At 68.3% G+C, this 19,876-nt stretch carries 17 protein-coding genes and 1 pseudogene; 9 read left to right on the top strand and 9 right to left on the bottom strand.

All coding sequences use genetic code 11. The annotated features are described in order from the left end of the window. Nucleotides 1-27: 27 nt before the first annotated feature. The 3 genes from purL to xerD form a co-directional block, all read right to left on the bottom strand. Nucleotides 28-3,912, bottom strand: a complete 3,885-nt coding sequence (purL, locus tag ACSION_RS15770) for a phosphoribosylformylglycinamidine synthase (protein WP_435306767.1) — start codon at nucleotides 3,910-3,912, stop codon at nucleotides 28-30. A 79-nt stretch (nucleotides 3,913-3,991) separates the two neighbouring features. Then, nucleotides 3,992-4,819, bottom strand: coding sequence for a DsbC family protein (locus tag ACSION_RS15765; protein WP_435306766.1), 828 nt, complete (start codon nucleotides 4,817-4,819; stop codon nucleotides 3,992-3,994). Nucleotides 4,820-4,918: 99 nt separating this feature from the next. Further along, a complete protein-coding gene (gene xerD, locus ACSION_RS15760; RefSeq protein WP_435306765.1) occupies nucleotides 4,919-5,872 on the bottom strand; it encodes a site-specific tyrosine recombinase XerD in 954 nt (317 codons plus the stop codon). A gap of 41 nt (nucleotides 5,873-5,913) precedes the next feature. On the opposite strand from xerD, the gene ACSION_RS15755 reads away from it, so the two are divergent. Further along, nucleotides 5,914-6,384 carry an RDD family protein gene (locus ACSION_RS15755; RefSeq protein ID WP_435306764.1) on the top strand — a complete coding sequence of 157 codons (471 nt, stop codon included), beginning with the start codon at nucleotides 5,914-5,916 and terminating at the stop codon, nucleotides 6,382-6,384. A gap of 9 nt (nucleotides 6,385-6,393) precedes the next feature. On the opposite strand, the gene lptG is transcribed toward ACSION_RS15755, so the two are convergent. Together lptG and lptF are read right to left on the bottom strand one after the other, a co-directional pair. Continuing rightward, nucleotides 6,394-7,497: an LPS export ABC transporter permease LptG gene (gene lptG, locus ACSION_RS15750; protein ID WP_435306763.1), complete on the bottom strand. Its 1,104-nt coding sequence runs from the start codon at nucleotides 7,495-7,497 to the stop codon at nucleotides 6,394-6,396. Beyond that, nucleotides 7,494-8,573 carry an LPS export ABC transporter permease LptF gene (gene lptF, locus ACSION_RS15745; RefSeq protein ID WP_435306762.1) on the bottom strand — a complete coding sequence of 360 codons (1,080 nt, stop codon included), beginning with the start codon at nucleotides 8,571-8,573 and terminating at the stop codon, nucleotides 7,494-7,496. Before lptF ends, lptG begins: the two co-directional genes overlap by 4 nt. 130 nt (nucleotides 8,574-8,703) lie before the next feature. Here lptF and ACSION_RS15740 point away from each other — a divergent pair, with 130 nt between their 5' ends. The 4 genes from ACSION_RS15740 to ACSION_RS15725 all read left to right on the top strand — a co-directional run bounded on the left by ACSION_RS15740 (nucleotide 8,704) and on the right by ACSION_RS15725 (nucleotide 13,757). Further along, nucleotides 8,704-10,173 carry a leucyl aminopeptidase gene (locus ACSION_RS15740; protein WP_435306761.1) on the top strand — a complete coding sequence of 490 codons (1,470 nt, stop codon included), beginning with the start codon at nucleotides 8,704-8,706 and terminating at the stop codon, nucleotides 10,171-10,173. Further along, nucleotides 10,174-10,494, top strand: coding sequence for a DUF6968 family protein (locus ACSION_RS15735; RefSeq protein ID WP_435306760.1), 321 nt, complete (start codon nucleotides 10,174-10,176; stop codon nucleotides 10,492-10,494). It begins immediately after the preceding gene. Next, on the top strand, nucleotides 10,494-10,916 hold the full coding sequence (locus ACSION_RS15730) for a DNA polymerase III subunit chi (RefSeq protein WP_093487848.1): 423 nt from the start codon (nucleotides 10,494-10,496) through the stop codon (nucleotides 10,914-10,916). Before ACSION_RS15735 ends, ACSION_RS15730 begins: the two co-directional genes overlap by 1 nt. Before the next feature lie 69 nt (nucleotides 10,917-10,985). Beyond that, nucleotides 10,986-13,757 (top strand): valine--tRNA ligase, encoded by a 2,772-nt coding sequence (locus ACSION_RS15725; RefSeq protein WP_435306759.1) that lies wholly within the window; start codon nucleotides 10,986-10,988, stop codon nucleotides 13,755-13,757. 25 nt (nucleotides 13,758-13,782) lie between these two features. Here the strand turns inward: ACSION_RS15725 and rimI are convergent, their stop codons facing one another. From rimI to pssA, 3 genes are read right to left on the bottom strand one after another with little or no spacing between them, the layout of a single operon-like run. Then, entirely contained in the window at nucleotides 13,783-14,292 is a 510-nt protein-coding gene (rimI, locus tag ACSION_RS15720) for a ribosomal protein S18-alanine N-acetyltransferase (RefSeq protein ID WP_435306758.1), read from the bottom strand. After that, entirely contained in the window at nucleotides 14,289-14,720 is a 432-nt protein-coding gene (locus tag ACSION_RS15715; protein WP_435306757.1) for an alanine acetyltransferase, read from the bottom strand. The genes rimI and ACSION_RS15715 overlap by 4 nt, the downstream gene beginning before the upstream one ends. Then, complete coding sequence (gene pssA / locus ACSION_RS15710) at nucleotides 14,717-15,496, bottom strand: CDP-diacylglycerol--serine O-phosphatidyltransferase (protein WP_435306756.1); 780 nt, start codon at nucleotides 15,494-15,496, stop codon at nucleotides 14,717-14,719. The genes ACSION_RS15715 and pssA overlap by 4 nt, the downstream gene beginning before the upstream one ends. A gap of 92 nt (nucleotides 15,497-15,588) precedes the next feature. Here pssA and ACSION_RS15705 point away from each other — a divergent pair, with 92 nt between their 5' ends. The 4 genes and pseudogenes from ACSION_RS15705 to ACSION_RS15690 all read left to right on the top strand — a co-directional run. Beyond that, a complete protein-coding gene (locus ACSION_RS15705; protein ID WP_435306755.1) occupies nucleotides 15,589-15,978 on the top strand; it encodes a DUF4124 domain-containing protein in 390 nt (129 codons plus the stop codon). Nucleotides 15,979-16,109: 131 nt separating this feature from the next. Continuing rightward, nucleotides 16,110-16,265, top strand: coding sequence for a DUF4124 domain-containing protein (locus tag ACSION_RS15700; RefSeq protein ID WP_435306754.1), 156 nt, complete (start codon nucleotides 16,110-16,112; stop codon nucleotides 16,263-16,265). Nucleotides 16,266-16,326: 61 nt separating this feature from the next. Next, nucleotides 16,327-18,021 (top strand): proline--tRNA ligase, encoded by a 1,695-nt coding sequence (locus ACSION_RS15695; RefSeq protein ID WP_435306975.1) that lies wholly within the window; start codon nucleotides 16,327-16,329, stop codon nucleotides 18,019-18,021. Nucleotides 18,022-18,118: 97 nt separating this feature from the next. Then, nucleotides 18,119-18,484: pseudogene (locus ACSION_RS15690) on the top strand (H-NS histone family protein); the annotation flags it as partial. Nucleotides 18,485-18,554: 70 nt separating this feature from the next. Here ACSION_RS15690 and ACSION_RS15685 read toward each other — a convergent pair. Beyond that, nucleotides 18,555-19,802 (bottom strand): threonine/serine ThrE exporter family protein, encoded by a 1,248-nt coding sequence (locus ACSION_RS15685; RefSeq protein WP_093489564.1) that lies wholly within the window; start codon nucleotides 19,800-19,802, stop codon nucleotides 18,555-18,557. Between the last annotated feature and the right edge of the window lie 74 nt (nucleotides 19,803-19,876).

Here is a 19,876-nt window from a genome sequence, read left to right as displayed (position 1 = left end):
CCCGCCGTCGCCGGCGGGCGCGCAGGATCAGCCCACCCACACCCGCGCGTTGCGGAACATGCGCAGCCACGGCGAATCATCCGGCCAGCCGGCCGGATGCCAGCTATGGTTGGCGCTACGCGGCGTGCGTTCCGGGTGCGGCATCAGGATCGTGGCACGACCGTCGTCGCTGGTCAGGCCGGTGATGCCGTCGGGCGAGCCGTTGGGATTCTGCGGATACAGCGTGGCCACCTGGCCATCGCCGTCCACATAGCGCAGCGCAACGCGCGCCGCGGCCTGGTCGACCGCTCCGCCGAACTCCGCGCGGCCCTCGCCATGCGCCACCGCCACCGGGATGCGCGAGCCGGCCATGCCGCGGAAGAACACCGATGGCGATTCCTGCACTTCCAGCAAGGCGACGCGCGCCTCGAACTGCTCGCTCTGGTTGCGCAGGAACTTGGGCCAGTGCTGCGCGCCGGGAATGATGTCCTTCAGCTGGCTCATCATCTGGCAGCCGTTGCAGACACCCAGCGAGAACGTGTTGTCGCGCGCGAAGAATGCCGCGAACGCATCGCGCAGGTCGTTGCGCTCCAGGATCGAAGTCGCCCAGCCGCGGCCCGCGCCCAGCACGTCGCCGTAGCTGAAGCCGCCACAGGCCGCGATACCGCTGAAGTCCGACAGCGCGACACGACCGGCGATCAGGTCACTCATGTGCACATCGAACGCGTCGAAGCCGGCGCGGGTGAATGCCGACGCCATCTCGATCTGACCGTTGACGCCCTGTTCGCGCAGGATCGCGACCTTCGGGCGCTTGCCCGTGGCGATGAACGGCGCCGCGACATCCTCGGCGGCATCGAACGACAGCTTTGGCTTCAGCCCGGTGCGGCCGAACTGGCGGGCGACGTCGCGCTCCTGGTCGGCCGCATCGGGGTTGTCGCGCAACGTCTGCATGGCGTGCGTCACCGACCACCAGGCATCGAACAGGTCTTCCCAGCGCCAGTCAGCCAGCACCTCGCCATCCTGCTGCACGCGGATGGACGCAGCAGTGGTCGGCTTCGCGATGCGCTGGGCGCATTCGGTGAGCGCATGGCGCTCGACCAGGTCGGCGAACGCGGCACGATCTTCCGCCGCCACCTGCACGACGGCGCCGAGTTCTTCGGCGAACAGCGTGCGGAACGGATCGTCGCCCCATCCATCGAGATTGATGTCCAGGCCGACATGCGAGGTGAAAGCCATTTCGCAAAGCGCGGCAAAAGCACCACCATCGCTACGATCGTGGTACGCGAGCAACACGCCAGACTCGCGCGCATCGGCGATCAGGTGGAAGAAGTCGCGCAAGCGCTCGGGGTCGTCCAGGTCGGGCACGCCCTCGCCCGCGAACGCCGGCCACGCCGCGTTCCCGCCGGACTGCGGATAGACCTGCGCCAGCACCGAACCACCGAGGCGCTTCTTGCCGGCGCCCAGGCCGATCAGCCACAGATCGCTGTCTTCCTCGCGCGCCAGCAGCGGCGTGAGCTGTTGGCGCACGTCGGTGACCGGCGCGAACGCGCTGATGACGAGCGAGACCGGCGACACCGATTTGTGCGCCTCGCCCTGGTCGTGCCACTGCGCCTGCATCGACAGCGAGTCCTTGCCGACCGGAATGCTGATATCCAGCTCCGGACACAATTCCATGCCGACAGCCTTCACCGCGTCGAACAGCAGCGCATCTTCGCCCGGGTGGCCGCAGGCGGCCATCCAGTTGGCGGACAGCTTCACGCGATGCAGCGACTCGACCGGTGCGGCGCACAGGTTGGTGATCGCTTCGCCCACCGCCATGCGGGCGGCCGCGGCGGCATCGAGCAGCGCCAGCGGCGTGCGCTCGCCGATCGCCATCGCTTCGCCGACGAAGCCTTCGTAACCGCTCAGCGTGATCGCGCAATCGGCGACCGGCATCTGCCACGGGCCGACCAGTTGGTCGCGCGCGGTAAGACCGCCGACGCTGCGATCGCCGATGGTGATCAGGAACTGCTTGGCCGCCACGGTCGGGTGCGCCAGCACGCGCAGGCCGGCTTCATGCAGGTCCAGCGCGTCGGTCTGCAGCGCCGGCCACATCGGCGGCGCCGGGTGCGCGGTGTCGCGATGCATCTTCGGCGGCTTGCCGAACAGCACGTCCATCGGCAGGTCGATCGGCGCATCGGCGGGAACATTGCCGGGCGTAGCACCGTAGGCGACCACCAGGTGTTCTTCTTTCGTCGCCACACCGACGGCGGCGAACGGGCAACGCTCGCGCTCGCACAACGCGGCGAATTCCGCCAGGCGCGCCTGCGGCACGCCGAGCACGTAACGCTCCTGCGATTCGTTGCACCACAGCTGCATCGGCGACAGCGATGGATCGTCGCTGGGCACCTTGCCCAGATCGATCACGCCACCGACGCCGGAGTCGTGCAGCAATTCGGGAATCGCATTCGACAGGCCGCCCGCGCCCACGTCGTGGAACCACAGGATCGGATTGTCCTCGCCCATCGCGACGCAGCGGTCGATGACTTCCTGGCAGCGGCGTTCCATCTCCGGGTTGTCGCGCTGCACGCTGGCGAAATCGAGGTCCTCGGCGCTCTCGCCGGAAGCCACCGAACTGGCGGCGCCGCCGCCCAGGCCGATCAGCATCGCCGGGCCGCCCAGCACGATGACGGCATCGCCCGCCGACAGCGTCTTCTTCTCCACCTGGATGCGGTCGATCGCACCCAGGCCGCCGGCCAGCATGATCGGCTTGTCATAGGCGCGCGTCAGTGCGTCGCCCTCCGGCAGTTCGAAGCTGCGGAAGTAGCCCAGCAGGTTCGGGCGACCGAATTCGTTGTTGAACGCGGCGCCGCCCAGAGGGCCGTCGAGCATGATTTCCAGCGCCGGCGCCATGCGCGGATTCAGCGCGCGCGGCGCCTCCCACGGCTGCGGCAGCGTGGGGATGCGCAGGTGCGAGACCGAGAAGCCGGTCAGGCCGGCCTTGGGCTTGCCACCGCGACCGGTGGCGCCTTCGTCGCGGATCTCACCGCCGGCGCCCGTGCTGGCGCCGGGGAACGGCGCGATCGCGGTCGGGTGGTTGTGGGTTTCGACCTTGATGCAGAACGCCGAATCGACGGTGGCCTCGATCCGATACTGTCCATCGCCGTCCGGGCGGAAACGCGCGGCCGGATACCCTTCCAGCACCGCCGCGTTGTCGCTGTAGGCGCTGAGCGTGTGCTCGGGCGTCTGCGCATGGGTATGTTTGATCATCCGGAACAGGGAGCGATCCTGCTCCTTGCCGTCGATGGTCCAGCTGGCGTTGAAGATCTTGTGGCGGCAATGCTCGGAATTGGCCTGCGCGAACATCATCAGTTCGACGTCGGACGGGTCGCGGCCCAGCTCGGTGTAACGCGTGCGCAGGTACTCGATCTCGTCGTCGGCGAGCGCCAGGCCGAGGCGGGCGTTGGCGGCTTCCAACTGCGCCAGCGGGATGCGCTCCAGCGTGCCGCGCGTCGGTGCGGTGAACAGCGCCTGCGCCTGCTCACGGGTCGCGAGCAGCGATTGCGTCATCGGGTCGTGCAGCGCCTTGGCCAGCGCAGGCGATGCGTCATCCCAGCCTGCGAGATCGATCCGCAAGCCGCGCTCGACGCGCTTGACCGGCTGGCCGGCCCCGCGCAGAAGCTCCGTGGCCTTGCTGGCCCACGGAGACAGCGTGCCCAGGCGCGGGGTGACGAAACGGGAGACGGCGCCGGCGGCTAGCGACGCATCCCCTTCGCTCGCTTGCAACACGCGGCGCAGGGTGGCCATGTCTGGCGTCGTCCCCGGGTCGGCTTCGACGAAATAGACGTGCCAGGCGCCAAGGACGCGGACGTCGGGAACGAGGGACTGGAGCTTGGATTCGAGCCGCGCGCGGCGGAAATGCGACAAGGCCGGCTGGCCTTCGAGGACGATCATGTCCGGGAACCGTGGGGGCGTGCCGTCAGGACGGGGCCCGCTATTGTAGCGAAGCCGGCGCCAGGCCGGCTTCCTGGGTTCACGGGGCGGCGCCACCGGCGGCCGACGGGGCTTTCCGGGCCGCCAGCTCGTCCAACTTCGCCCGCAGGGCAGCCGGGGGGAGGTAGCCGCCCAACTGCACGCCTTCGGCCGAATAGATCGCCGGAGTGCCGCTGACGCCGATGCGCTGGCCCACGTCGAACTCCATCGTCACCGGGTTCTTGCAGTCGCGGGAGGCGACCGGCTTGCCGGCCTTGGCGTCGGTCAGCGCGCGCTTGCGGTCCGGCGAGCACCACACCGAGATCATGTCCTTGTGGTCCTGGCTGCCGAGACCCATGCGCGGGAACGCGAGGTACTCGACGGCGATGCCCTGGCGGTTCAGTTCGCCGATCTCGCCATGCAGCTTGCGGCAATAGCCGCACTCGATGTCGGTGAAGACCGTGATCGTGTACTTCGCATTCGGCGGGGCGAATACGATGCGCTCGGACTTGGGAATGGTGGCGATCAGCTTGCTGCGGTAGCCCGCCAGCGCGACGCTGTTCTGCATCAGGTCTTCCTGTTGATCCAGGTCCAGCACGGCACCCTGCATCAGGTAGCGGCCATCGTCGCTGACGTACAGCAGCTGCCCACCGGCGATGACTTCGCGGAAGCCGGGCAGCGGGGCTGCGCCGACGTACTCCACCTTGGCGCGCGGGTTGAGCTTGGCGATCGCCGCGCGGGCGCGGTCTTCCGCCGAGCCGCTGGCGGCCGCCGATGCCGGGGTGGGCTTGGCCGCGGCCGGCTTCTCGGTGGCGGGCGTCTGCGGCGCCTGCGCGCAGGCGGTCAGGCTGAGGGCACCCAGCAGGGCGGCGGTAATCAGGCGGGTCATCATCAGCATCCGGACAGCAGCCACTTCATGGGGCGAGGGCTGGAATTCTGGCACAGCGGGTGCGCCGGGCGGCTTAACCGTCCGCAAGTGTGATGCCGCTCAAGCCCGGGGGTGGTGGCGTCCGTGCAGCTGCTTGAGGTGCTCGCGCGCCACCAGCGTGTAGATCTGCGTGGTCGACAGCGAGCTGTGCCCCAGAAGCAGCTGGAGGGCACGCAGGTCGGCGCCGTGGTTCAGCAGGTGGGTGGCGAAACTATGGCGCAAGCCGTGCGGGCTGATCCGCACCGGGTCGATGCCGGCCGTGCCCGCATACCGCTTCACCAGCGACCAGAAGCGCTGCCGCGTGGGCGCCTCGCCCTCCGGCTCCAGAAACAGCGCCGGCACGCTGCGCTTGCCCGCCAGCACCGGGCGCGACCGCGCCAGGTAGGTCTCCAGCCAATGCTGGGATTCTTCGCCCAGCGGTACCAGTCGTTCCTTGCTGCCCTTGCCGGTCACCCGCAGCACGCCCTGGCGGAGGTTCACGGCATTCGCAGGCAGGTTCACCAGCTCGCTGACGCGCAGCCCCGCGGCATACATCAACTCCAGCATCGCGCGGTCGCGCAGGCCCAGCGGCGCGTCGGTGTCGGGCGCGGCCAGCAAGGCGTCGATCTCGGTTTCCGACAACGCCTTGGGCAGCGAGCGCGGCAATCGCGGCGGGTCGAGCAGTGCGGTGGGGTCGTCGCGGCGCTCGCCCAGGCGCAGGCGATGGGCGAAGAACGCACGCAACGCGGACAGCAGGCGCGCATTGCTTCGAGGCGAATAGCCCTCCCGCGTGCGCCAAGCGAGGTAGTCGAACAGGCCCGCGCGGTCGGCCGCGCACAGGCCGCCCTGACGACCGTCCCGCCAGCGCGCGAAGCCCTCCAGGTCGCGCCGGTAGCTTTCCAGCGTGGGGCGCGCCAGACCGCTCTCTGCCCAGATCGCATCGAGGAACGCGGCGATCGCCTGCGCGTCGTCCGCCGGAACGGGCGGCAGCGCGTTCGCCTGCTGGCGACGTTCGGCGGGGGTGCGTGCACTCATGTCGCAAGCTTAGTGCATGGCCGGAACGCTATCCTGTGCGGATGACCGATGCCGCTTCCGTTGCCGAAAAACCCCGCGCGCTGATCGTATGGCGCCTGCTGTCGCTGCTGTACGACGTCTGGCCCGTGCTGGCCATGTGGTTCGTCGTCGCCATCCCGTTCGTGCTGGTGGACGTCGCCGCCAGCGGCAACGTGCGCCACAACGTCGAGCCCTTCAGTCTGCTGGCGTGGCTGCAATGGGGTTGCTGCTGGCTGGTCACCGGCTTGTACGCCGTACTCAGCTGGCGGCGCGGCGGGCAGACGCTGGGCATGCGTCCGTGGCGGTTGAAAGTGGTGGCCGCCGATGGCGCGGCCCCCACGACGGGCGCGCTGTGGCGCCGTTATGCGCTGGCCACGCTGTCCACGCTCGCGGGCGGGCTGGGCTTCTGGTGGGCCTGGATCGATCGCGACCGGCTGACTTTCCACGACCGCTTCAGCAGCACCCGCATGATCCGGCTGCCCAAGCGCCGCTGACCTGGGGCGCTAACGGCTTCGCCGGCCGAACATGACCCACGAGATCGCGAGCAGCGCCAACGGCGGAACGGCGTAGGCGATCCGGTAATCCAGGCGGAACGCGCCAGCCAACCGCACGAACATCGTCTGCAACGCCCAGAACCCGACCGCGAACACGATGCCGAGGAACAGGCGCTTGCCCATGCCGCCGCTGCGCAGGCTGCCGAAGGCGAAGGGGATCGCCGCCAGGCACAGCGCCAGCACGTTGAGCGGATAGAACCACCGGCCCCAGTACTGGTCTTCGTAGTCGCGCGCATCCAGGCCGTTGCGCTTGCGGTACTCGATGTTCTGGCTCAGTTCGGTGCTGGGCATGTTGCGCGCGCGCACCAGGCTGGAGGACAGCACGGCGGCGTCCAATTCCGACTCCCAACGCTCGCCCAGCACCGTGGTCTGGGTGGCCGAGCGCTCGTTGAAGGTGGTGCGGCGCACGTTCTTCAGCAGCCAATAGCCGTCGAGGTGTTCGGCGGTGGCGGCGTGCGCGATCGAGGCCAGGCGGCCGTCTTCGGCGAGTTCGTACATGCGTACATCGCGCAACTGCAGTGCGATCTTGCCGCCGCCCTGGTCTTTTTCCTCGCCGCTCTGCGCGTACAGGAAGGTATTGCCCTCGCGCGCCCACAGGCCCGAGTAGCGGTCCATCGCCACGTTGCCGGTGCGGGCGCTCATCTTCAGCACGTCGGCCTGCCGCTGGCCCCACGGGCCCAGGGTCTCGCCGCTGAACACCATCAGCGCGGTCAGGATGGCCAGGGCCGCCGCCACGGAAATGCTCAGGCGCCGGCGCGAAAGACCCAGTGCGCGCAATGCGGTCAGCTCGGAACTGGCCGCCAGCTGGCCCAGACCCATCAGCGAGCCGATCACCGCGGCCGTCGGGAACATCGTGTAGGCACGGCGCGGCACGGTGTACAGCACCCAAGCGACCGCATGGCCGAAGGTGTAGTTGCCCTGCCCCAGGTCGCTGACCTCGCCCGACAGCGCCATCACCACGTCCAGCCCCACCAGCACTGCCCAGGTGAGCAGCACGGTGACCAGAACCACCTGGCCGACGTAGACATCGTGCAAGCGCGGCGTGAGCCTCATGCGCGCCTCCGCGGACGGGACAGGTGGCCATCGCGCAGGTAGAACCAGATGGCGAAGGCAAGCAACGGCAGGGTAAGCCACCACAGGCCGACCAACCCGGGCAGCTTGCCGTCGGCCAGCAGCTGGGTGCCGTTGAACATCAGGCTGACGCCCACGAGGTAGGCGAGGAAGCCGAGCATCACCCGCCCGTAGCGGGCCTGCCGCGGCGAACTGCGCGAGAGCGGCAGGGTCAGCAGGGCGAACGCGAGCGCCAGCAGCGGCGGCGTGAGCCGCGCATGGATCTGGGCGTTGGCTTCCGGTCGCTGATCCGCCAGCAATTGCGGGGTGGGGAGCAGTTCGGGGTCATCCTTGTCCAGCGTGTCGGCGCGGTCCGGCAAGGCGACTTCATTCGACTTGTAGCGGATCAGTCGGTAATCCAGGCCGCCGCCATCGGGACCTTCGACCCGGAAACCATCGTCCAGGCGCAGATAGCGGTTGCGTTCGCCCTCGAAGAACATCTGCCCGGATTTGGCCGTCACGACGTCGATCCGGCCGTCCTTCGCCCGGTGCATGAAGACCTTGCTCAGCCCGGTACCGTCGGGGGAGAGCGCGCTGACGTAGACCACCGCGCCACTCGACAGCACGGTGAACTTGCCGGCGTCCAGCCCGGAAACGACCAGGCTCCGGTTGGCATGGTCAAGCATCTGATGGGCCGTGCGCAGCGCCCAGGGGCCAAGCCACAGCGAACAGGTCGCCACCAGGAGGACCACGGGCACCACCAGCATCATCAGCGGGCGCAGCAGCCGGCGCGGGCCGATGCCCGCCGCGGTCAGCACGGCCATTTCCGAATCCCGGTACAGGCGCGAGAACGCCAGCAGCAGGCCCAGCATCAGGGCCAGCGGGATGATGTAGGGCATGTAGTTGAGGAACTGCAGGCCCAACTGGGACAGCAACAGGCGGGCCGGCACCTTGCCGTCGGCCACGTCGCCCAGCAGGTCCGCCATCACGCCGCCCACGCTGACCATCAGCAAGATGATCAGGGTGGCCAGGAAGCTCTGGGTGAATTCCCGGAAGAGGTAGCGGTCCAGCTTCGGCATCAGGAGGGCTTGATTTACAATCTCGGGCTTGTGCGCCGCGCCTGCGGCGGCGGTCTCTGCGGTCCGGGATGGCGCCTGCCATCGTTCATCCGGCCCGCGATTGTACGTAACTGAACCGGGAATCTGATCAATGACGCTGGAATTCACCCTGAACCACGAAGCCCCCGCCCAGGCCGGCGTCGATTGCGTCGTGGTCGGCGCCTACGCCGACAAGAGCCTGACGCCGGCGGCCCAGGCCGTGGACGCGGCCAGTGGCGGCAAGCTCTCGGCCCTGGTCCAGCGCGGCGACGTGGGCGGCAAGACCGGCAAGACCACCCTGCTGCACGACCTGCCGGGCGTGACCGCGCCGCGCGTGCTGGTCGTGGGCTTGGGCGAAGCCGCCAAGTTCGGCGTGGCGCAATACCTGAAGGCCGTGGGCGATGCTGCCCGCACCCTGAAGATCGGCCCCGTGAAGACCGCGCTGTTCACCCTGTCCGAAGTGGACGTGAAGGAACGCGATGCCGCGTGGAAGATCCGCCAGGCCGTGATCGCCGCCGACCACGCCTGCTACCGCTACACCGCGACGCTGGGCAAGAAGAAGAACGATGACCCGGGCCTGGCCCACTTCGCCGTCAGCGGCGACGACGCGCAGGCCTTGGCGCAGGGCGTGGCCATCGCCGCCGGCGTGCAGACCACCCGCGAGCTCGGCAACCTGCCGCCGAACATCTGCACCCCGGCTTACCTGGCCGAGCAGGCGCAGACGTACGCGGGCGAGAACGGCGCCGAAGCCGAGATCCTCGACGAGACGCAGATGGAAGCGCTCGGCATGGGCTCGCTGCTGGCGGTGGCGCGCGGTTCGGCCAACCGCCCGCGCCTGATCGTGCTGAAGTGGAACGGGGGCGGCGACGCCAAGCCGTACGTGCTGGTCGGCAAGGGCATCACCTTCGACACCGGTGGCGTGAACCTGAAGACCCAGGGCGGCATCGAGGAGATGAAGTACGACATGCTGGGCGCGGGCAGCGTCATCGGCACGTTCGTGGCCGCGGCGAAAATGAAGCTGGCGCTGAACCTGGTGGTAGTGGTGCCGGCGGTCGAGAACGCCATCGACGGCAATGCCTACCGGCCTTCCGATGTCATCACCAGCATGTCTGGCAAGACGATCGAAGTCGGCAACACCGACGCCGAGGGCCGCCTGATTCTGTGCGACGCCCTGACCTACGCCGAGCGCTTCAAGCCCGCCGCGCTGGTCGACGTCGCCACGCTGACCGGTGCCTGCATCGTGGCGCTGGGCCGCTACGCCAGCGGCCTGATGAGCAAGCACGACGACCTCAGCAACGAATTGCAGGGTGCCGGCGAGACCGTGTTCGACCGCGCCTGGCGCCTCCCGCTGTGGGACGAGTACCAGACCCAGCTGGAATCCAGCTTCGCCGACGTCTACAACATCGGCGGTCGCTGGGCGGGCGCGATCACCGCTGGCTGCTTCCTCGCGCGCTTCACCGAAGGCCAGCGCTGGGCGCACCTGGACATCGCCGGCGTGGCCAACGACGAAGGCAAGCGCGGCATGGCCACCGGCCGACCGGTCGGCTTGCTGAGCCAGTGGCTGCTGGACCGCGTCGCCTAAATGCTGGCCATCGAACGCCCGTTGAGGAAAGCGAGTTTGGCAGGGGACATCCATACTTTCCTGCTCAGGATCAGTGTTCCTGTGCTTGGCGAGCTTGGCTGGTCGTGCGAGCTTGAAATCAACGGGCTGAGTGGATCCCGTTTTAACGGAACCCACACTCTCTATGGCTCAGATGGCTGGCAAGCAATGACGCTCTCCATGGCGTTCGCGCGGCTCGCCCTAGAGCAAGAGTTGGAACAAGACGCGAAGATTCTCTTCAGCGACACCGACGAAGAATTCGACCTGGATTTCGTTTACCCCAACAACGGTGCGACTGCTTGATGGCCCGCGCGGATTTCTACCTGATCGCAAAGCCGCGCTTCCTTGAGGAACCCCTCAAACTGGTCTGCGAGCTGGCCCGCAAGGCTTACGACAGCAACCAGTGGACGCTGGTGCTGGCGCGCGATGCCGCGCAGGCCGAAGCGCTCGACGAACTGTTGTGGGAGTTCGATCCGGACGCCTACATCCCGCACCAGATCGCCGGCGATGAAGAGGACGAGCTGACGCCCGTGCTGATCGCCACGCCCGATGTCGACGTGCCCGCCCGCGCGCTGGTCATCAACCTGCGCGACGACGCCTTCGCCGGCGCCTGCGAGCGCGTGCTGGAAGTGGTGCCCGCCGACCCGTCCGCGCGCGAGCCGCTGCGCGAACGCTGGAAGCAGTACAAGGCGCGCGGCTACGACGTGAACAAGCACGACATGTAATGCCCTCGGCGGCGCTGCCGCCGGCCACGCGATCCGCGTTCGCGCGATCGCAGCAACCACACCGACACGATGACCGACCTCGCCTCCAGCTACGACCCGAAATCCTTCGAATCCCGCCTGTACGCACAGTGGGAAGCCGCCGGCTACTTCACGCCCAGTGGCACGGGCCAGCCCTACACGGTGCTGCTGCCGCCGCCGAACGTCACCGGCACGTTGCACATGGGCCACGCGTTCCAGCACACGCTGATGGACGCGCTGGTGCGCTACCACCGCATGCGCGGCTTCGACACGCTGTGGCAGATGGGCACCGACCATGCCGGCATCGCGACGGAAATGGTTGTCAGCCGCAACCTGGCGCAGGAAGGCAAAGGCGAAACGCGCGACTCGCTGGGACGCGACGGCTTCATCGCCAAGGTGTGGGAATGGAAGGCGCAGTCCGGCGACACCATCGAGCGGCAGATGCGCCGCATGGGCGCGTCGGGCGACTGGTCGCGCAGCACGTTCACCATGGACGAGGACGCCTCGAAGGCCGTCATCGAAGCCTTCGTGCGCTGGCACGAGCAGGGCCTGATCTACCGCGGCCAGCGCCTGGTCAACTGGGACCCCGTGCTGAAGACCGCGATCTCCGACCTGGAAGTGGAGAACGTCGAGGAAGACGGCTTCCTGTGGTCCATCGAATACCCGCTGGCCGACGGCAGCGGTACGCTGGTCGTGGCCACCACGCGTCCGGAAACCATGCTCGGCGACACCGCCGTGATGGTGCACCCGGAAGACGAGCGTTACGCGCACCTGATCGGCAAGGCGGTGAAGCTGCCGCTGACCGACCGTGAAATTCCCGTCATCGCCGACGACTATGTCGACCGCGAGTTCGGCACGGGCGTGGTGAAGGTCACGCCGGCGCACGACTTCAACGATTACCAGGTGGGTTTGCGCCACGACCTGCCGCTGATCAACCTGCTGACGCCGACGGCGGCGATCAACGAGAACGCGCCGGAGAAATACCGCGGCCTGGACCGTTACGAAGCGCGCAAGGTCGTGTTGGCGGATCTCGAGGATCTCGGCCTGCTGGTCGAGACCAAGCCGCACAAGCTGCAGGTGCCGCGCGGCGACCGTACCAACCAGGTGATCGAGCCCTACCTGACCGACCAATGGTTCGTGAAGATGGACGGCCTGGCCAAGCGCGGCCTGGAACTCGTCGAGTCCGGCGAGGTGAAGTTCGTGCCCCCGAACTGGATCAATACCTACCGTCACTGGATGGAGAACATCCAGGACTGGTGCATCAGCCGCCAGCTCTGGTGGGGACACCGCATCCCGGCGTGGTTCGATGGCGCGGGCAATTGCTACGTCGGCCGCGACGAGGCCGAAGCGCGCGCCAAGGCCGGTCTCTCCGCCGATGTCGCGCTGACCCAGGACAGCGACGTGCTGGAGACCTGGTTCTCCTCGCAGCTGTGGCCGTTCAGCACGATGGGCTGGCCGGACACGCAGGCGATGGCCGCGCGCGGCTTCGACCGCTATCTGCCGTCGTCGGTGCTGGTCACCGGCTTCGACATCATCTTCTTCTGGGTGGCGCGCATGGTGATGGCCACCGACAGCTTCGTCGGCCAGGTGCCGTTCCGCGACGTCTACATGACCGGCCTGATCCGCGACAAGGACGGCCAGAAGATGTCCAAGTCGAAGGGCAACGTGCTCGACCCGCTGGACATCATCGACGGCATCTCGCTGGAAGATCTGGTCACGAAGCGCACGACGAACCTGATGAAGCCCAGTGACGCGCCGAAGATCGAGAGGGCCACGCGCAAGGAATTCCCGGACGGCATCGTGCCGCACGGCGCCGACGCGCTGCGCTTCACCATCGCCGCGCTGGCGACCCACGGTCGCGACATCAAGTTCGACATGGGCCGCGCCGAGGGCTACAAGAACTTCTGCAACAAGCTCTGGAACGCCACGCGTTTCGTGCTGATGAACACCGACGGCTTCACCGCCAGCGGCGCGCCGCAGCCAAAGACCGATGCGGAAAAGTGGATTCTCTCGCGCCTGGCCAAGGTCGTCGCCGAAGCCGGAACGCAGTTCGCCGCCTACCGCTTCGACCTGCTGTCGCAGGCGCTGTACGAGTTCGCCTGGAACGAGTTCTGCGACTGGTTCGTCGAACTCGCCAAGCCCGCGCTCAATGGCGGCGACAAGGACGCGGCCGACAGTACCCGCCACACGCTGCTGTACGTGCTGGAATCGCTGCTGCGCCTGCTGCACCCGCTCACCCCGTTCGTCACCGAGGAGCTGTGGCAGCAGGTCGCGCCGAAGCTGGGCATCGACGGCGGCACCGTGTCGTTGCGTCCCTACCCGGCCGCCAGCGATGTCGCCGGCCAGGATTACGCGCAGGCCGATGCCGACGTGGAATGGCTGAAGACGATGGTGTCCACGCTGCGCCGCGTGCGCAGCGAGCTCAACGTCTCGCCGGGCAAAACCGTCCGCCTGCTGCTGCAGGACGGCCAGGACAACGACCGTGCGCGCATCTCGCGCTTCGCGTCGTCGCTGTCGTTCCTGCTGAAGCTCGAAGACATCGCGTGGCTGGACGCCAGCGCCGATGCGCCCGCCTCGGCCGCCGCGGTCGTCGGTGAGCTGAAGCTGCTGGTGCCGCTGGAGGGCCTGGTCGACCTCGATGCCGAACGCGCGCGCCTGGACAAGGAAATCGCCCGCGTCGCCAGCGAGAAGGAGAAGAGCGAGGCCAAGCTGGCCAAGTTCACCGACAAGGTGCCGCCGGCGGTGGTCGACCAGGAACGCCAGCGCCTGGCCGACTGGAGCAACCAGCTCGCCGCCCTGCACGGGCAGCGCGCGAAGCTGTAATCGCGATGGCGGGCCAGGGCCCGCCCTACAGCGGCGGCATCGTGGTGATGTCGTCGGCGACCAGTTCGATCGCCATCACCAATGCGTCCTCGCGACCATCGCGGGCCGGATAGTAGCGGGGCCGGCGGCCGATCTCGTTGAAGCCTTCGCTGTGGTACAGCGCGATCGCGCCCGGATTGGATGGACGCACTTCCAGGAAGACGCGCTGTGCGCGGTGGTCGCGGGCGATCTTCACCAACGCGCGCAACAGGTAGCGGCCCAGCCCGCGCCCCTGCCGCTCCGGCGCGATGCAGATGTTCAATACATGGGCCTCATCCGCGGCAATGCTCAACAGGCCGTAGCCGATGACCAGGCTGTGCTCGGTGAGCACCCAGGACGGATAGCCCGCCTTGAGGCAGTCGCGGAAGATGCCGCGCGTCCACGGAAACGGATAACCGCGTTGCTCGATCGCCAGCACGGCGTCCAGATCGGCCTCGCGCATCGGCCGCAGGCTGGGGGTGGACGCCGGTGAAGCCTCGACGCCCAATGCACTCATGCCGACGTACCCCGCCGCAGTCGGCGCAGGGTGGGCCACAACGCCCGCTTGGCCGCCGGATTACCGCGCAATTCCGCGGAAGAAGGCCATTGCGCGAACAACTCCGCCGCACCGGGCGCGTTCGGATTGCAGCCCGACGCGCGGATCAGCGCGAAATGCAGGCGATCCGGCACGCGCGAGCCGGGCGCGCGCGGCGCGGGCGCGGGGCGCGCAGGGGCCGGACGTTCCACCGCGTCGTGTGCCGGTGGCCGGGCGCGCGATGGCGCCGCCACGGGCGCGCGCTCGGTGCGCTCAACGGGTGGCTCCGCAACCTGCGTCGGCGCGCCAGCTTCGGTCGGCCAGTCGGCCGGCAGGTAGACCGTATGCCCGAGGGCGCCGAGCCAGCCCTGCTGCTCGGCCGACCACAAGCGGTCCGCCGCCAGCATCATGCGGCGCCGTCCCGCGTGCGACGGCTACGCTGCCACAGCCAATAGGCCGGCCCGGACAGCGCGTAGACCACGCCCACCGCGAACAGTGTGCGCGGCAGGTCGATGAAGAGGATCGCCAACACCAACGGCACCAGGGCAAGCACCACGAAGGGAATGCGGTCCGCTTTCGCACCGCCTTCGCCCGTGCCCTTGAAACTCCAGAAGCGGATCCGGCTGACCATCAACAGCGCGGCCACCAACGTCACCGCCAGCGCCACGTAGCGCAGTTCCTCGCCGGTCCAGCCGAGTTCGCCATCGGCGAACGCCCAGACAAAGGACATCATCAGTCCCGCCGCCGCCGGACTGGCCAGGCCGATGAACCAGCGCTTGTCCACCGTGCCCACCTGCGTATTGAAGCGGGCCAGCCGCAGCGCCGCGCACGCGGCATACAGGAACGCCACCACCCAGCCGACCCGTCCCATCACGCCGCCATCGAACTTCAGCGCCGACAGCGACCAGTGGTACATCACCAGCGCCGGCGCCAGACCGAAGCTGACCAGGTCGGCCAGCGAGTCGTATTGCACGCCGAAGTCGCTGCTGGTGCCGGTCAGGCGCGCCACGCGGCCGTCGATGCCGTCCATCAGGCCGGCCACGAACACGGCGATGGCCGCATTGACGAACTGACCGTTGGCGGCGGCGATGATCGCGAAGAACCCGGCGAACAGGCCCGCGGTGGTGAACAGGTTGGGCAACAGGTAGATCCCGCGCGAGCGCGGGGGCGGCTTGATTTCGTTCATGGGTCGCAGTTTAGCCCAAGCGGTCCGCGCCCCGGCTTGCCTGCACGCCCTAGGGGTGCTGCAATCGGGGCTCCTCGATCCCGGAGCCGGCCATGCGCCTCGTCCCCTGCCTCGCCGCGCTGGCGCTGTGCCTCGCCGTTGTCGCCACCACGAAGGCCCAGCAGGTCTACCAGTGGAAGGACAAGAACGGCGTCACCCACTATTCGGACACGCCGCCGCCCAGCCAGCAGGTCCAGAACCGCCGCATCAACCAGTACGGCGCGCCGACCAGCGAAACGCAACCTGCCGGCAAGCCGGTGGAGAACCCGCAGTGCGCCACCGCGCGCCGGAACCTGGAAGTGCTGGGCAACAAGGCGCCCGTGCAACAGGACACGGACGGGGACGGCAAGCCCGACACCACGCTGGATGATGCCGGCCGCGCCACCCAGCGTGCGCTCGCCGAGGCAGGTGTCCAGGCGTACTGCAAGCCCGCCGGCGGTTGAGCCTGCATGCGGGCCTGGCTGGCCATCGTGGCGGGCCTGGCCGTGGGCGGGGGCGTGGCCTGGTGGCTGTCGCGGGATGAAGCCGACGGATCCGAGGCCCTGCGTGAGGTGGGAGGCAAGGGTGCGCTCCCGTGGAAGCGCGCCCTTCGCTGCACCGCTGGCGTGACGACGCAGGCGTCCTCCAGATCACCGAACAACCACCGAAGGGCCGGCGTTACGAGCGCATCGAGCGCGACACGCCCGCCGGCATCCGGGTGAGCGGCGACGGCACGGACACACACGAATAGCGCCCCGCACGCGGCCAAGGCTGGCAAAATAGGCGATTCGTCCCCCTGAACGCCGATGCCGATGCGCCTGTCGCAGTTCCACCTCCGCACCACCAAGGAAACCCCGGCCGACGCCGAACTGGTCAGCCACCAGCTGATGCTGCGCGCCGGCATGATCCGCAAGCTGGCCGCCGGCCTGTACACCTGGTCGCCGTTGGGCCTGCGCGTGCTGCGCAAGGTGGAGACCGTCGTGCGCGAGGAAATGGACCGCGCGGGCGCGATCGAGATGATCATGCCGACCATCCAGCCGCGCGAGCTGTGGGAGGAGACCGGGCGGTGGGAGAAGTTCGGCGGCCAGTTGCTCAAGATCACCGATCGCAAGGAACAGCACTTCTGCTACAGCCCGACGGCGGAGGAAGCGGTCACCGACTTCGCGCGCCAGGAACTGTCGAGCTACAAGCAGCTGCCGGTCAATTTCTACCAGATACAGACCAAGTTCCGCGACGAGATCCGCCCGCGCTTCGGCGTGATGCGTGCGCGCGAGTTCGTGATGAAGGACGCGTACTCCTTCCACATCACCGACGAGGACCTGGTGCGCGAGTACCGCAACATGCATGCGGCGTACACGCGCATCTTCACCCGTTTGGGCCTGGATTTCCGCGCCGTGCAGGCGGACAGCGGTGCCATCGGCGGCGACGCGTCGCAGGAATTCCACGTGCTGGCAGAGTCCGGCGAAGATTCCATCGCGTTCTCCACCGGCTCGGACTACGCGGCGAACGTCGAGAAGGCGCAGGCCGCGGAGCCCGGCCCGCGCGCGGCCGCATCGGAAACGATGAACAAGGTCGCCACGCCCACGCAGAAGACCTGCGAGGACGTCGCCGCGCTGCTCGGCATCCCGCTGCAGCGGACGGTGAAGTCGATCGCGGTGATGACCGACGACGGCTTCGTGCTGGCGCTGGTGCGCGGTGACCACGCCGTCAACGAGATCAAGCTGGGCAAGGTCGCCGGCCTGGCCGAGTACCGCATGGCCAGCGAGGCGGAGATCGCCGCCCACCTCGGCAGCGAGCCCGGCTTCCTCGGCCCGGTGAACGCACGCCAGGCGATCCGCGTGGTGGCCGATCGCGACGTCGCCGCGATGGCGGACTTCGTCGTCGGCGCGAACGAAGCCGGCTACCACTTGGCAGGCGTCAACTGGGGCCGCGACCTGGGCGAACCGGAAACCGTCGCCGATATCCGCAACGTGGTGGAAGGCGACAAGGCTGCCGATGGCGGCGAGATCCGCCTCGTGCGCGGCATTGAAGTCGGCCACGTGTTCCAGCTCGGCCGCAAGTACAGCGAAGCGATGAAGTTCACCGTGCTGGACGATGCCGGCAAGGCCGCCGCGCCCGCCATGGGCTGCTATGGCATCGGCGTGTCGCGCATCGTCGCCGCCGCGATCGAGCAGAACCACGACGCCAACGGCATCATCTGGCCCGTGCCGATGGCGCCTTGGGCCGTGGCCGTCTGCGTGATCAATCCGAAGAACGACGCCGCAGTGAACACGGCGGCCGAGCAACTCTTGACGGACCTGCAGGCGAGCGGCATCGAAGCCGTCCTCGACGACCGTGGCCTGCGCCCCGGTGCGATGTTCGCCGACATCGAGCTGATCGGCATCCCGCATCGCGTGGTGGTGTCCGAACGTGGCCTCGCGGCAGGCACGTTCGAGTACCGCGCACGCCGTGCGACCGACGCGGAGAACATCGGACGCGACGAACTGCTCGCCCGCCTGCGCGGGTAAGCATCGGCGGCGGCGCGGTTTGAACCGCGCTCGCCCGCTCGCTTATGATCGGGCGACCGCCATGGACGGGCCTTCCCTTCCTGATTGGAGATAGTTGATGTCGATCGACCTGCGTAACCTGTCCGCCAAGGAACTTGGCGCCCTGATCGCCAAGGCCAAGGAACAACAGACCAAGCTGGCCAAGCGCACGCCCATCGCCACAGTGCGCGGCAAGATCACCAAGTTCGCGAAGGCCGAGGGCTACACGCTGGAGGAACTGTTCGGCGCTTCCGGACGCGCGACCACGAAGGCGCCCGCGAAGCCTGCCGCCTCACGCGCCGGCCGCAAGCTGGGCAAGGTGGCACCGAAGTACCGCAACCCGGCCAACCCCAAGGAAACCTGGACCGGCCGCGGCAAGCACCCACGCTGGATGGCCGCCCTGATCGCCAAGGGCAAGAAGGCCGAAGACTTCCTCATCAAGAAGAAGTAAGCGGCACTGGAAGCGAATACGAACGGGAGGCTTGGCCTCCCGTTTTTCGTTTGCGTGGATCGCGTCAGAGGTTCTTGCGCGAGGAGATCAGCAGGTTGCCGAACAGCAGCCCCGCAATCAGCGCCATCACCACGTTGGTGACGGCCAACAGCGCGGATTGCCCGACGCCCACGTCCTGCTGCTGCACCAGCGTGAGCAGGCCGCGCAGGCTGGTGCTGCCCGGCACCAGCATCAGGATGCCCGGCACGCGGATCAGCGCGCCCGGCCGGTTGGCCCAGCGTGCGAACGCATTGCCCGCGGCCGTGAGCGTCAGCGCGGACAGGAAGATGCCCACCGGGCTGCCCCAGGCCGCGCCCGCATACCGCGAAATGCTGTAGCCGGCGATGGCGGCCGCCATCACCCAGAAGTAGTCGCGCCGGTGCGCCTTGAACAGCACCGCGAAGGCGTAGGCCGCCACCACCATCGAAGCCCATTCGACCCACTCCGGTTGCGGACGCAAGGCGCGCACCTCCGGATACAGCCCCAACAGCTGGGCCAGCGTCACGGCGATCATGCTGCCGACGGTGAGCTTCAGCACGGTGGCCAGCGCGCCCGCAAAACGGGCCACGCCCGAGACCAGGTGCTGGCTGGTGAGCTCGTTCACCGCATTGGTCAGCGCCATGCCGGGCAGCAGCACGATCAGCGAGGCGATGATCACCGTGTTGAGGTTCAGCGGCGCGATGAAATTCGCGATCAGGATCGCGACGAAGCCCGCCACCAGCGCCGAAATCGCATCGCTGGCTTCCTTCATCTGCGGACGGCGCGCGATCAATTCGCCGAGCACGCCGATGATCACGCCGATCAGTCCCGCGGTCGCCATGTCGAGCCATGGCAGCCGCCACAGGCCGGCGACGGCCGCCGCCGCCAGGCCGGAGGCGAAGATCTGCATCGCTCGCCAGCGCACGCTGCGCGCGCGATCCAGCGCCCGCAGCGCGGTGTGGCCCTGGGCGATGCTCATCTCCCCGGCGGACACGGCATCGGCGATGCGGTCGGCTTCACTCAGTTTGTGCAGGTCGGTTTCGCCGGGTGCGAGCCGGATCACCCGGGTGCTGTCGCTGGCGCCGAGCGGCCGCGCCGGGTCGCTGAAACTCAGGATCAGCCCGGTGGGATTCGACCACGGTTCGCAATCCAGCCCCAGTCGCTGGGACAGGCCGACGACCGTGCCCTCCAGGCGCTGCGCCGTCGTGCCGTAGCTGTGCAGGCGCCCCGCGATCTCGCAGACGAAGGCGATCCGCTGGGCGTAGGTGGCAGTGGTGAGCGTCTCGTCAGGCATCGGCACAGTATCGCCGAAGCGGCGGGTCGTCGCCTTCATCGAGGCCCTCTTACACTACGCAGCTCGACGACAGG

Origin of the sequence: Pseudoxanthomonas sp. LjRoot125, from assembly GCF_964252705.1 — a bacterium.
Lineage (GTDB): Bacteria > Pseudomonadota > Gammaproteobacteria > Xanthomonadales > Xanthomonadaceae > Pseudoxanthomonas_A.
The sequence above is the reverse complement of the archived record's forward strand: the minus strand, read 5'-3'. Positions and strand labels throughout refer to the sequence as shown.